13 protein-coding genes and 1 pseudogene are annotated in these 12,993 nt (G+C 62.3%); 9 read left to right on the plus strand and 5 right to left on the minus strand.

Annotated features, from left to right (window positions below; translation table 11 throughout):
• Positions 1-4: 4 nt before the first annotated feature.
• Entirely contained in the window at positions 5-625 is a 621-nt protein-coding gene (locus J3P81_RS16875; RefSeq protein WP_420767261.1) for a LysE family translocator, read from the minus strand.
• 98 nt (positions 626-723) lie between these two features.
• Complete coding sequence (locus J3P81_RS16880) at positions 724-990, minus strand: hypothetical protein (RefSeq protein WP_420767260.1); 267 nt, start codon at positions 988-990, stop codon at positions 724-726.
• Positions 991-1,223: 233 nt separating this feature from the next.
• On the opposite strand from J3P81_RS16880, the pseudogene J3P81_RS16885 reads away from it, so the two are divergent.
• The 9 genes and pseudogenes from J3P81_RS16885 to J3P81_RS16925 all read left to right on the plus strand — a co-directional run.
• Positions 1,224-1,307 (plus strand): annotated as a pseudogene (locus J3P81_RS16885) (redox-sensitive transcriptional activator SoxR); the annotation flags it as partial.
• A gap of 229 nt (positions 1,308-1,536) precedes the next feature.
• Positions 1,537-2,751: a PepSY-associated TM helix domain-containing protein gene (locus J3P81_RS16890; RefSeq protein WP_420767259.1), complete on the plus strand. Its 1,215-nt coding sequence runs from the start codon at positions 1,537-1,539 to the stop codon at positions 2,749-2,751.
• Complete coding sequence (locus tag J3P81_RS16895) at positions 2,748-3,290, plus strand: thiamine pyrophosphate-binding protein (protein ID WP_434559912.1); 543 nt, start codon at positions 2,748-2,750, stop codon at positions 3,288-3,290. The genes J3P81_RS16890 and J3P81_RS16895 overlap by 4 nt, the downstream gene beginning before the upstream one ends.
• Entirely contained in the window at positions 3,287-3,613 is a 327-nt protein-coding gene (locus tag J3P81_RS16900) for a hypothetical protein (RefSeq protein ID WP_420767257.1), read from the plus strand. The genes J3P81_RS16895 and J3P81_RS16900 overlap by 4 nt, the downstream gene beginning before the upstream one ends.
• Positions 3,610-4,185, plus strand: a complete 576-nt coding sequence (locus J3P81_RS16905) for a DUF6162 family protein (protein ID WP_434559914.1) — start codon at positions 3,610-3,612, stop codon at positions 4,183-4,185. The genes J3P81_RS16900 and J3P81_RS16905 overlap by 4 nt, the downstream gene beginning before the upstream one ends.
• 35 nt (positions 4,186-4,220) lie before the next feature.
• A complete protein-coding gene (locus J3P81_RS16910; RefSeq protein ID WP_420767255.1) occupies positions 4,221-5,150 on the plus strand; it encodes a metal ABC transporter substrate-binding protein in 930 nt (309 codons plus the stop codon).
• Positions 5,147-5,899 (plus strand): metal ABC transporter ATP-binding protein, encoded by a 753-nt coding sequence (locus J3P81_RS16915; RefSeq protein ID WP_434559916.1) that lies wholly within the window; start codon positions 5,147-5,149, stop codon positions 5,897-5,899. Before J3P81_RS16910 ends, J3P81_RS16915 begins: the two co-directional genes overlap by 4 nt.
• Positions 5,899-6,798 carry a metal ABC transporter permease gene (locus J3P81_RS16920; protein ID WP_420767253.1) on the plus strand — a complete coding sequence of 300 codons (900 nt, stop codon included), beginning with the start codon at positions 5,899-5,901 and terminating at the stop codon, positions 6,796-6,798. Before J3P81_RS16915 ends, J3P81_RS16920 begins: the two co-directional genes overlap by 1 nt.
• Positions 6,799-7,692: a metal ABC transporter substrate-binding protein gene (locus tag J3P81_RS16925; RefSeq protein WP_434559918.1), complete on the plus strand. Its 894-nt coding sequence runs from the start codon at positions 6,799-6,801 to the stop codon at positions 7,690-7,692.
• A 129-nt stretch (positions 7,693-7,821) separates the two neighbouring features.
• On the opposite strand, the gene prpF is transcribed toward J3P81_RS16925, so the two are convergent.
• The 3 genes from prpF to prpC form a co-directional block, all read right to left on the minus strand.
• Positions 7,822-9,012, minus strand: coding sequence for a 2-methylaconitate cis-trans isomerase PrpF (prpF, locus tag J3P81_RS16930; protein WP_434559920.1), 1,191 nt, complete (start codon positions 9,010-9,012; stop codon positions 7,822-7,824).
• A gap of 53 nt (positions 9,013-9,065) precedes the next feature.
• The gene (gene acnD / locus J3P81_RS16935; RefSeq protein WP_434559922.1) at positions 9,066-11,657 is read right to left on the minus strand and encodes a Fe/S-dependent 2-methylisocitrate dehydratase AcnD; all 2,592 of its coding nucleotides are present in this window, start codon (positions 11,655-11,657) and stop codon (positions 9,066-9,068) included.
• Positions 11,658-11,861: 204 nt separating this feature from the next.
• Complete coding sequence (gene prpC, locus J3P81_RS16940; protein WP_434559924.1) at positions 11,862-12,989, minus strand: bifunctional 2-methylcitrate synthase/citrate synthase; 1,128 nt, start codon at positions 12,987-12,989, stop codon at positions 11,862-11,864.
• Positions 12,990-12,993: the final 4 nt, after the last annotated feature.

Genomic DNA, 12,993 nt, shown 5'->3' on the forward strand with positions numbered 1-12,993 from the left:
AAGCTCAGCCCTCACTCATGCTTTCGAGCAACAACGGATACAGCGACGCGACCAACAGCAGCGCCATGCCCCAGTTGAACAGGCGCAACCATCGACGATCACGCAACAGGTTTCGCAACAGGCTGCCACAAACGACCCAAAGGCTGACGCTTGGCAGATTGATCAAGGCAAACACCGCCGCGATCACTACCACATTGAAAAAGTAGCCTTGCAGCGGTGTATAGGTGCTGATTGCACCGATGGCCATGATCCAGGCCTTGGGGTTGACCCATTGGAACGCCGCCGCGCCCCAGTAACCGATCGGCTTGTTGTTGCCCGTTGAGCTGTCCGAGACCGGGCCGGAATGGGCGATTTTCCATGCCAGGTACATGAGATACGCCGCGCCTATGTAGCGCAGCACGGTGTACAGCAATGGATAAGTCTGGAACACCGCGCCCAGGCCAAGGCCCACCGCCAGCACCAGGGAAAAAAAGCCGCAGGTGATGCCCAGCATGTGAGGGATCGTACGGCTGAAACCGAAATTGACACCCGAGGCCAGCAACATGGTGTTGTTGGGGCCTGGTGTGATCGAGGTCACCAGGGCAAACAGGGCGAAGCCCAGCAGCAGGTCAAGCGAGAGCGTCATGGCAAATCAATCCGTTGGGGCAGTCAAATGATGACCCTACCCCACGTCCCGGCACGCGCCCATGGACAGTTAGGCAAAACTTCGAGCGGTACAGTCCTTCAGCTTGGTCGGCCAGGCAGTTGAACGGTCCGTTCGGCATTCATTTCGCCACGCTCGTCGAAACCGGTATTTTTCTGCGACGGTCCCAGCAATTCGGCTTTCTTCGCGTGATATTCCTCAAAAGAAAGGCCTCGGCGATTCAGCGCTTCGAGCGCCAGCTCACGAGTTTCCTCAGCTGTGTAAGGACGCAGCTCCGGAGACGACGAGGCGCAACCGCTCAATACGGTGACGGCCAACAGTAGCAAGACAGCAAGGATACGGTTCATGGCGGGCGTCCAATGTTCTGTAGTGGGGCGATGAACAAAGGCTACCCGCCAGCATGGAACGGCAAAAATCAACGGTTTCGATAGTGGGTATCGCCCTCTCGTATCTCTCGTTGCGCTTGGCTGACCCAGGGGCAATGCAGAGCGCCGTCCAGGCTGCGCTCGATAATGCGCAGTACCTGAAATGAGCCGAACGTCACCGCTTTGGCCCGATGCTTGTGAACCAGCCACCAGAAATTCCGGCGCCGTGGAGCCGGAATCTGGATGAGCGCATCAATCAACTGATCGCTCTGCGCGACCGACTGAACGGCTGCATCGGTTATGTGTGATCGTCCGGGAGCTTGATGGCTCGCCACCCAAACACCAAACCACGCTTATCGCTAACGCGAAACATTTTCTTTCAACTTACTCTTCAGGATTTGAGTGTCTCGTTCGTCTTAATTAGATGCAGCAGGCCGCGTCGGCAAAAGCCACGGCCTGCTTTTCCAGGGTTCAGGCCGTTGCGAAGCCCGCGACACGGAACCTTCCATCGAATCAAGACGTTCAATCATGTCGAAGAAGTCCCGCTCCAAACTCTGGTTTCTCGTTCATAGCTGGTTGGCGTTGCCCATCTGGTTTTTTGTCCTGATCGTCTGCGTCACCGGCACTCTGGCGGTGGTCAGCCAGGAGATCGTCTGGCTGGTCAATCCTGAGATGCGCGCCAGCAAGCCCAGCGATGACGCCCCGTTGCTCAGCTATGACCAGGTCATGGCCGCCATCAAGCAAGCCCAGCCGCTGACACAAGTGCAAAGTATCGTGCGTCCGGATGAGTCTCATTTTGCCCTTGAAGCCAAAGTCACCTACCCCGACGGCCGCCCGGACACCGTCTACGTCAATCCCTACAGCGGCGTCATCCAGGGATCGGCCCCGGCGTTCAATTTCAGGGCTTTTACCCGCGCCCTGCATGGATGGTGGCTGGTGCCGTTCACCAACGGCTACAGCTGGGGCTGGTACCTGGTGTCTCTCCTCGGCCTGCCGATGCTGGCATCACTGGTTACCGGGCTTGTCGTCTACAAACGCTTCTGGAAAGGTTTCCTGCGCCCGACCTTGCGCATCCGCCACGGCGCGCGGATTTTCTGGGGCGATTTCCATCGGCTCAGCGGTATCTGGTCGATCTGGTTCATCGCGGTCATTTCCGTGACCGGCACCTGGTTCCTGATCGAAGCCACACTGGCCGACAACGGCATCTCCATCTCCAGCGCGCCGGTCGTCCCGGTCGTGGCTCGTGAAAGCGTTCCACTGTCAGCCGATGGTATTGCTCCACCGCGATTGAACCTGGACCGAGCCATCGAGATCGCCCGGCAGCAAATCCCGGGGTTGGACGCGAGTTTTGTCAGCCTACCCGGCAATGCCTACAGCCACGTCGAAATCGGCGGGCGCGGCTGGTATCCATTGATGTTCCAGACCGCGACCATCAATCCCTACAGCGGCGAGGTGGACGCCACGCGATTGTTGGCGGACCGCACGCCCCTGGAGTTCGTCACCGAATCCATGCGGCCATTGCACACCGGGGACTTCGGCGGCCTCTGGATCAAGCTCATCTGGTTTTTCTTCGGTCTGATCCTGAGCATGATGGTCCTCAGTGGGTTGCTGATCTGGACCAAACGCACCGCCCTGGCCACTGCCAACGCCGTCAAGCGCAGCCAGAAACCTGCCCGGCCCGCCCGGATCGCCCCCCCATTGCAACCCTCCCTCCACCGTGACTCGCCGGAGGGCAGCCTGTGAATCCGTCCACCACAACCCTGCCACCCTCTCGCCTGGGCCGGTTCTGGCATAAATGGCGTTTCCATCTCAATGTGCTGTTGCTGCTGATTCCCCTGGGCTTCATGCCCAAGTATTTCTCGGAAGCTGCGTTGTTCCGTGGCGACGGCGGGCTCGGCGAGCGGGAAGTCGGCGAGATCCGGGTCGGGCCGTGGAGCTTGCGCCTGGCGGAATTTCGCAACGAAGCCCCTCGTACCCAGGGTCCCGCCGGCCCCATGAAGCACTTCAATGCCGCGCTGTGCCAACGCTGCATCAGCCAGGTGAAAGCCACCTATCTGCGCATTGGCAAGCCCCGCAGCCTGCGGGCCGCCGGGGTGATTTTCTTTGGCTCGCCCTATCGCATGGGCGCGTTGTTGCCAGTCCCGCCGAAGACCCAGCCCGATGCCGAACTGTGGATAACCCTCGAGGGTTGGGACGGTTCGATGCACCAGGCCTCGATTCCACTGAACCAGGCCTCCCCGGCCACCGTTGCCTGGCTGAAAACCCAAGGAGCCCGACCATGACCCTCCGCGCCTTCCTCAACAGCATGGCATTGCTCCTTTGCGCAAGCTTGAGCACCAGCGCACTGGCCCATAACCCGATGTGCGAGTGCAAGGCCATCGACGCCGAGCAGATCCAATGCACCGGCGGTTTTTCCGACGGCAGCGGTGCACCCGGAGTGACGCTGGACGTGATTGGCTATGACGAAACCATCCTCGTTCCCGGCAAGCTCGGCGCCGACTCAACGCTGACCTTCAAGAAACCGGACGCCGAGTTCTACGTACTCTTCGACGCCGGCCCCGGGCACGTCGTGGAAATCGACCAAGCCGACATCGAGGCCCCATGAGCACACCTACCCTCCACGTCGTTCGCCCCGCTGGCGCGGGCCACGAAACCCTTTATGTCTTGCTGCTGTGCCTGATCATCGTATTGGGAGCCGGGTCGGTGGTGGCCTGGCATGGCGAAACCCAGGACGTCACTCACGTGCAAAGCAACCAGTTGGATGCCCGTCGCGACCTCAGCGCCGCCGAGCAAGGCATCTATGCCGACCTGCGGGTCACGCTGGACGAGATCCGCATTCTGCGGGAAAGCGAGCTAGCCCTTCCCGGCCCGCAAGCGTTGGCGGACGAAGGTTTTGCCCCGTTCGCCCAAGATGCCAGTTCTGTCACCCGCGGCGGCCACGCCTGGCAACTGCTGGGTGAAAAAGCCTACTTTGGCGCGAGTGCTACCCCGTCAATCGCAGGCTCCTTTCTGATGCGCATCAGCGAAACATCCGACGCGCCCCCGGACATCTGGCTCAACCGCAGCAATCCTGCGACCGCCCCTGCCGTGTTGGAAGACGCTGCTTTGTCCGCATCCGGCTGGCAACAGATCGTCGCGCAATTCGATGCCGGCGTGACCCGCCAGCACCGGCATTGACCCCTCGCCCTCATCCAAGAGAAGACCGCTTGCCCATGTCTATCGCCTCTCCACGCCGCCCGTTCCTGCGCCTGCTGTTGCTTGGCCTGCTGGCCTGCCTGCTCGCCCCGATGGCCAGCGCCGAAACGTCCAAGCGCCTGCGCATCGGCATCACCTTGCACCCTTACTACAGTTACGTGGCGAACATCGTCGGTGACAAGGCCGAAGTGGTGCCGTTGATCCCGGCCGGATTCAATCCCCACGCCTATGAACCCAGGGCCGAAGACATCAAGCGCATCAGCGGTCTGGATGTGATCGTGCTCAACGGCGTCGGCCATGACGATTTTGCCGACCGCATGATCGCCGCCAGCGAAACACCAGACGTGAAGGTCATCGAAGCCAACGAAAACGTGCCCTTGCTCGCCGCCACCGGCACTGCCGCCAGGGGCGCGGGCAAAGTCGTCAACCCGCATACGTTCCTGTCCATCAGCGCGTCCATTGCCCAGGTCAACAACATCGCCCGGGAGCTGGGCAAGCTCGACCCCGATAACGCCAAGACCTACACGCAAAACGCTCGCGCCTACGGCAAGCGCCTGCGGCAGATGCGTGCGGACGCCCTGGCCAAGCTGACCCAGGCGCCGAACGCCGAGTTGCGGGTCGCGACTGTACATGCCGCCTACGATTACCTGCTGCGCGAGTTCGGCCTGGAAGTGACCGCCGTGGTCGAGCCGGCCCACGGTATCGAGCCGAGCCCCAGCCAGTTGAAAAAGACCATCGATCAGTTGCGCGAACTGGATGTGAAAGTGATCTTTTCGGAGATGGATTTTCCCTCCACCTACGTCGACACCATCCAACGTGAATCAGGCGTAAAGCTGTACCCGCTTTCGCACATTTCCTACGGTGAATACAGCGCCGGGAAATACGAAAAGGAGATGACCGGCAACCTCGACACCGTGGTCCGGGCGATCCAGGAGTCCGGCGCATGACCGTGCAGCAAACCCTTATCCAGCCAAAGGCCGGCCCGCTGATCGAGTTCATCGACATCAGCCTCGAGCTGGGGCGCACCACGATTCTCGACAACGTGGGCTTGCAGATACAACCTGGCAGCGTCCATGCCCTGGTCGGCCCCAACGGCGGCGGCAAGAGTTCCCTGATCAAGACCCTGCTCGGACAAATGCCGCACAAGGGGCGCCTGAGCTTGCAGTGGCCAGGTGAGCCCGGCGTCATCGGCTATGTGCCCCAGGCCCTTGAGTTCGATCGTGGCCTGCCCATGACGGTGGACGATTTCATGGCCGCGATGTGTCAACGGCGCCCGGCCTTTCTCGGCTTGAGCAAGCATTACACCGGTGCCATCGGCCAGGCCCTGGAGCGGGTCGGCATGCAGGATAAGCGCAAGCGCCGGATGGGCGCGCTGTCCGGCGGTGAGCGCCAGCGGGTATTGCTCGCCCAGGGCTTGATCCCTTCGCCGCAACTGCTGGTGCTGGACGAACCGATGTCAGCCCTCGACGAGGCCGGCATCCAGGTGTTCGAGCGGTTGCTGCAGGACTGGCGCCAGGCCGGGATCACCGTGCTGTGGATCGAGCATGACCTGGAAGCCGTCGGGCGGCTGGCCGACCGGGTCACGGGCCTCAATCGCCGGGTACTGTTCGACGGCCCGCCACGCCAAACCTTGACCCCGGAGCGACTGCTCACGCTGTTTTCCACCCATCCACGCACTAACGGGAGCGCGGCCTGATGAGTTACGAAGCCTTTCGCTTGATGGTCCAGGGCTGGGCCTCGTCCGGCTATCTGCCCGAAGCGCTGGCCTATGGGTTTGTGGTCAACGCATTGTTGGCCGGGTTGTTGATCGGCCCGGTGCTTGGCGGCCTCGGTACGCTGGTGGTGGTCAAGCGCTTCGCGTTTTTTTCCGAAGCCGTGGGCCATGCGGCGCTGACTGGCGTGGCCGTCGGCATCCTGCTCGGCGAACCCTACACCGGGCCGTACGGAAGCCTGTTCGGCTATTGCCTGCTGTTCGGCATCCTGCTCAATTACCTGCGCAACCGAACCGGCCTGTCACCGGACACCCTGATTGGCGTCTTCCTTTCGGTGTCCCTGGCCCTGGGTGCAAGCCTGCTGTTGATCCTGGCGGGCAAGATCAACGTACACATCTTGGAGAACGTGCTGTTCGGTTCCGTGCTGACGGTCAACGGCAACGACCTGCTGGTGCTGGCGGTGGTCGGTTCACTGGTGATGGCGCTGGCGTTGCCACTGTACAACCGCATCATGCTCGCCAGCTTCAATCCGCAACTGGCGGCGGTGCGCGGGGTGGCGGTCAAGGCCCTGGACTACCTGTTCGTGATCTTGGTGACATTGATTACCGTGGCGGCGGTGAAAGTCATTGGCGCCATTCTGGTGGGAGCGCTGCTGGTAATCCCGGCGGCTGCCGCGCGCCTGCTCAGCCAATCGTTGAAAGGCTTCTTCTGGTGTTCGGTACTGATCGCCACCGTCAGCACGTTGTGCGGGATTCTCGCGCCGATCGTCTTCGACCTGCCGATCCCGTCCGGTGCCGCGATCATTCTGGTGGCCGGCATCGCCTTCGCCCTGAGCGCCATCGCCCGTGGCGTCGTCCCCAGCCTCAAAGGGAATCTTGGATAAATGGTTTTTTCATTGCGACAACTGACCCTGGCCGTCGCGTTGTGCGGCGTGGCCGTCACTTCATCATTCGCCGCCGAAAAGGTCCGTCTGCTGGCGTCGTTGCCGGTCACCTACGGGTTGGGCGAGGCCTTGCTCAAGGGCACCGAGGTCAGCCTGGAGCGGGCCGCGCCCGCCAATCTGCCTGGCACCCGCCAGAATGCCTATTTCAGCGGCCGTGGCGCGCCGGCCCTGGGCAAACTGGCCAGCGATGCCGATGCCGTGATCGGCCTGCGCTCGTTATGGCCGGACGATCCGCTGTACCCCATGGCCCGACGCAGCAACATCCGCATCGTCGAAGTCGACGCGGCCCGCCCGGTGGACGGCGCCCTGCCCGGTATCGCCGTGCAACCGGGGATGGCTGATGGTTTGGCGAGCCAGCCATGGATGGCCAGCCCCAACCTGGGGCGGATGGCCGACGTGATCGCCGCCGACCTGGTGCGCCTGGCCCCAAACGACAAAGCGAAAATCGACGCCAACCTGGCGGCCCTCAAGCAACGCCTGCTCAAGCTCAGCGCCGACAGCGAAAAACGTCTCGCCAGTGCCGATAACCTGAGCGTAGTCAGCCTGAGTGAGCATTTTGGTTACTTGATCAGCGGGTTGAATCTGGATGGCATCAGTACTGACGCCCGGCCCGACGCCGAGTGGACGCCCGAGGCCTTGAAGCAATTGACCACAACGTTGAAAGACAATGACGTGGCGCTGGTGCTGCATCATCGCCAGCCGTCGGAAGCTGTGAAAGCGGCCATTACCGAGGGCGGCAGTCAGTTGCTGGTACTGAGCACCGATGGCGCCGACCCGGTGGCGGAGCTGGAAACTAATGTGGGGGTGGTCGTCACGGCACTGATGGGAGGCTAACCACAGCCACGGTGGGAGCGAGCCTGCTCGCGAGAAGCGGTGTGTCAACCAACATAGATGCTGGATGTGCCGGCCTCATCGCGAGCAGGCTCGCTCCCACAGGTCTTGGGTTATGTCTGAAGGAACCCGTTAAAAAACATCCCCGGGCACCCGCACGAACCCTTCCATCAATACCCGCGCGCTGCGGCTCATGATGGCTTTTTTCACAGTCCATTCGCCGTCGACCTGGCTGGCCTCGGCGCCGACACGCAAGGTGCCGGACGGGTGGCCGAAACGCACGGCGTTGCGCTCGATACCGCCGGCGGCCAGATTCACCAGGGTGCCGGAAATCGCGGCGGCGGTGCCGATGGCGACGGCGGCGGTGCCCATCATGGCGTGGTGCAGCTTGCCCATGGATAACGCCCGCACTAGCAAATCGACGTCGCCCGCCGCCACGGCTTTCCCGCTGGACGAAAGGTAATCCGCTGGCGGCGCGACAAACGCGACTTTGGGGGTGTGCTGGCGCTGAGCCGCTTCGTCCAGATGCTTGATCAACCCCATGCGCAAGGCACCGTGGGCGCGGATGGTTTCGAACATCGCCAGCGCCTTCGGATCGCCGTTGATGGCGCCCTGCAATTCAGTACCGGTGTACCCGATATCCCGGGCATTGATGAAAATCGTCGGGATGCCTGCGTTGATCAGCGTCGCCTTCAAGGTACCAACACCGGGCACTTCCAAGTCGTCCACCAAGTTCCCGGTTGGGAACATCGAGCCGCCACCGCCCTCCTCCTCGGCAGCCGGGTCCATGAATTCCAGCTGTACTTCAGCCGCCGGAAAGGTCACGCCATCGAGTTCGAAGTCGCCGGTTTCCTGCACCGCGCCGTCGGTGATCGGTACATGGGCGATGATGGTCTTGCCGATGTTGGCCTGCCAGATCCGCACCACGGCCACACCGTTTTGCGGAATCCGGGCCGGCTCCACCAAGCCACTGCTGATGGCAAACGACCCCACCGCCGCCGACAGGTTGCCGCAGTTGCCGCTCCAGTCCACGAAAGGCTTGTCGATGGACACCTGGCCGAACAGATAGTCGACATCGTGGTCGGCCCGGGTGCTCTTGGACAGGATTACCGTCTTGCTGGTGCTGGACGTCGCGCCGCCCATGCCATCGATCTGTTTTTCGTACGGGTCGGGGCTGCCGATCACCCGCAGCAACAGGGCATCCCGGACCGGGCCAGGGACTCGGGCGGCTTCGGGCAGGTCTGGCAGGCTGAAGAACACGCCTTTGCTGGTGCCGCCACGCATGTAGGTCGCGGGGATCTTGATTTGAGGCGAGTGAGCCATGTGCTCCAACTCCTTAAAAACGGGCGGCCGGAAAAACCGGCCACCCAGGCGATTTAAACGGCCACCGCCGACTCGAGGAAGTCCTGGGCGAAACGTTGCAACACGCCCCCGGCTTCGTAGATCGACACTTCCTCGGCGGTATCGAGGCGGCAGGTCACCGGCACTTCGACGCGCTCGCCGTTCTTGCGGGTGATGACCAACGTCAACGTCGCGCGCGGGGTGCGCTCGCCGATCACGTCGTATATTTCGCTGCCGTCGATGCCCAGGGTCTTGCGATCTGTACCGGGCTTGAACTCCAGCGGCAACACGCCCATGCCCACCAGATTGGTGCGATGGATGCGCTCGAAGCCTTCGGCAACGATCGCCTCGACACCGGCCAGACGCACCCCCTTGGCCGCCCAGTCCCGCGACGATCCCTGGCCGTAGTCGGCGCCAGCGACGATGATCAACGGCTGCTTGCGTTCCATGTAGGTCTCGATGGCTTCCCACATGCGCATGACCTTGCCTTCCGGCTCGACCCGGGCCAGGGAGCCCTGCTTGACCTTGCCGTTTTCAACGACCATTTCGTTGAACAGTTTCGGGTTGGCGAAGGTCGCGCGCTGCGCGGTCAGGTGGTCGCCGCGGTGGGTCGCGTAAGAGTTGAAGTCCTCTTCCGGCAGGCCCATTTTCGCCAGGTACTCACCGGCGGCGCTGTCCAACATGATGGCGTTGGATGGCGACAGGTGATCGGTGGTGATGTTGTCCGGCAGCACCGCCAGCGGGCGCATGCCCTGCAGTGGCCGCGCACCGGCCAATGCACCTTCCCAATAAGGCGGGCGACGGATGTAGGTGCTTTGCGGGCGCCAGTCGTACAGCGGCGTGACTTTCGGGCCGGTGTCTTCCTGGATGGCGAACATCGGGATGTAGACCTGGCGGAACTGCTCCGGCTTCACCGCTGCCTTGACCACGGCTTCGATTTCTTCGTCGCTTGGCCAGATGTCCTTGAGGCGGATTTCGCGGCCGTCCACCACGCCCAGCACATCTTTCTCGATGTCGAAGCGGATGGTCCCGGCGATGGCATAAGCAACCACCAGGGGCGGCGAGGCCAAAAACGCCTGCTTGGCGTACGGGTGGATACGCCCGTCGAAGTTGCGGTTGCCCGACAGCACGGCGGTGGCGTACAGGTCGCGGTCGATGATTTCCTGTTGGATCACCGGGTCCAACGCACCGGACATGCCGTTGCACGTGGTGCAGGCAAACGCCACCACGCCGAAGCCCAGCTTCTCAAGCTCGGGCGTAAGGCCGGCTTCATCCAGGTACAGCGCCACGGTTTTAGAGCCCGGTGCCAGGGATGACTTGACCCACGGCTTGCGGGCCAGGCCCAGGCGGTTGGCGTTGCGCGCCAGCAGGCCTGCGGCGATCACGTTGCGCGGGTTGCTGGTGTTGGTGCAACTGGTGATCGCGGCGATGATCACCGCGCCGTCGGGCATTTGCCCAGGCACGTCGTCCCACTGGCCGGAGATGCCTTTGGCGGCCAGATCCGACACCGCGACACGGGCGTGGGGGTTGCTCGGGCCGGCCATGTTGCGCACGACCGAAGAAAGATCGAACGTCAGGCCACGCTCGTATTGCGCGCCCTTGAGGCTGTCTGCCCACAGGCCAATGGTCTTGGCGTAGTGTTCGACCAGCTGCACTTGCTGGTCTTCGCGCCCAGTGAGCTTCAGGTAGTCGATCGTCTGCTGATCGATATGGAACATTGCCGCCGTGGCGCCGTACTCAGGGGCCATGTTGGAGATGGTCGCCCGGTCGCCCAAGGTCAGCGCGCTGGCGCCTTCGCCGTAAAACTCCAGCCATGCGCCCACGACTTTTTGTTTACGCAGGAATTCAGTCAGCGCCAGCACCATGTCGGTGGCGGTGATGCCCGGTTGCAGCTTGCCGGTCAGCTCGACGCCGACAATTTCCGGCAAGCGCATCCACGAGGCGCGGCCAAGCATGACGCTTTCCGCTTCCAAGCCACCAACGCCGATGGCAATCACGCCCAGTGCATCGACGTGGGGCGTGTGGCTGTCGGTGCCGACGCACGTGTCCGGGAAGGCCACGCCGTCCCGCTGCTGGATCACCGGCGACATTTTCTCCAGGTTGATCTGGTGCATGATCCCGTTGCCCGGCGGAATCACATCGACGTTCTTGAAAGCTTTCTTGGTCCAGTTGATGAAGTGAAAGCGGTCTTCGTTGCGGCGGTCTTCGATGGCGCGGTTCTTGGCGAAGGCCTGGGGATCGAAACCGGCGCTCTCGACCGCCAGGGAGTGGTCGACGATCAGTTGGGTCGGCACCACCGGGTTGACTTGCGCCGGGTCGCCGCCCTGCTGGGCAATGGCGTCGCGCAAACCGGCCAAGTCCACCAGGGCGGTCTGGCCGAGAATGTCATGGCACACCACCCGCGCCGGAAACCATGGGAAGTCCAGGTCGCGCTTGCGCTCGATCAGTTGCAGCAGCGATTCACGCAGCGTGGCCGGGTCGCAGCGGCGCACGAGATTCTCCGCCAATACGCGAGAGGTGTACGGCAAGCCATCGTAGGCGCCGGGGCGGATGGCCTCCACGGCCGCGCGAACATCGAAATAATCCAGCGAAGTGCCAGGCAGCGGTTTGCGAAATTCTGTGTTCATCGTCAGGACTCGGGTCACGGTGGTTTCAGAAGGGTTGGCGCAGCTACTGAAGTGAACATGTTCCCTTGTGGGAGCGAGCCTGCTCGCGATTGCGGTGTGTCAGCCAACATTGATGCTGCTGACCCGACGCTATCGCGAGCAGGCTCGCTCCCACAGGGTTGTGGGTTTATCCAGTTCCCCAGTTCCTGCGGCTAGCCCTCCAGCTCAGCGTTGTTCGATTGGCACGAACTTGCGCTGTTCAACGCCGGTGTATTCGGCGCTCGGTCGGATGATGCGGTTGTTGGCGCGTTGTTCGAACACGTGGGCGGCCCAGCCGGTCAGGCGCGAGCAGACGAAGATCGGCGTGAACAGCTTGGTCGGGATGCCCATGAAGTGGTACGCCGAGGCATGGTAGAAATCGGCGTTGGGAAACAGTTTCTTCTGCTCCCACATGGTCTTGTCGATGGCTTCGGAAACCGGGAACAGCACCGTGTCGCCCACTTCATCGGCAAGTTTTTTCGACCATCCCTTGATTACCTCGTTGCGCGGGTCGTTGTCCTTATAGATCGCGTGGCCGAAGCCCATGATCTTGTCTTTGCGCGCCAGCATACCGAGGGTGCCTTCGATGGCGTCTTGCGGTGAGCTGAAACGCTCGATCATTTCCATCGCCGCCTCGTTGGCGCCGCCATGCAACGGGCCGCGCAACGAGCCGATGGCGGCCGTGATGCAAGAGAACAGGTCTGACAGCGTGGAGGCGCAGACGCGGGCGGTGAAGGTCGAGGCGTTGAATTCGTGCTCGGCGTAGAGAATCAGCGACACGTTCATCACTTTGACGTGCAGCTCGCTCGGCTTCTTACCGTGCAATAGATGCAGGAAGTGGCCGCCAATGGACACTTCGTCAGTTACGCATTCGATGCGCTGACCTTCGTGGCTGAAGCGATACCAGTAGCACATGATCGCCGGGAACGCCGCGAGCAGGCGGTCGGTCTTGTCGTGCTGTTGGGAGAAATCCTGCTCAGGCTCAAGGTTGCCGAGAAACGAGCAACCGGTGCGCATCACGTCCATCGGGTGGGCGTCGGCGGGAATGCGCTCCAGCACTTCTTTCAAGGCCTGGGGCAAGTCGCGCAATTGGCGCAATTTACCGGTATAGGCGTCCAGCTGTGCCTGGGTCGGCAGCTCGCCGTACAGCAGCAGGTAGGCCACTTCTTCAAATTGCGCATCCGCCGCCAGGTCGCGGACGTCGTAGCCGCGATAGGTCAGCCCGGCGCCCGACTGGCCTACGGTGGACAGGGCTGTTTGCCCAGCTACCTGGCCACGGAGCCCGGCGCCACTGAGTACTTTTGCTTCGGCCATGTTC

It is taken from the genome of Pseudomonas sp. R1-6 (genome assembly GCF_051132115.1).
Taxonomy (GTDB): domain Bacteria; phylum Pseudomonadota; class Gammaproteobacteria; order Pseudomonadales; family Pseudomonadaceae; genus Aquipseudomonas.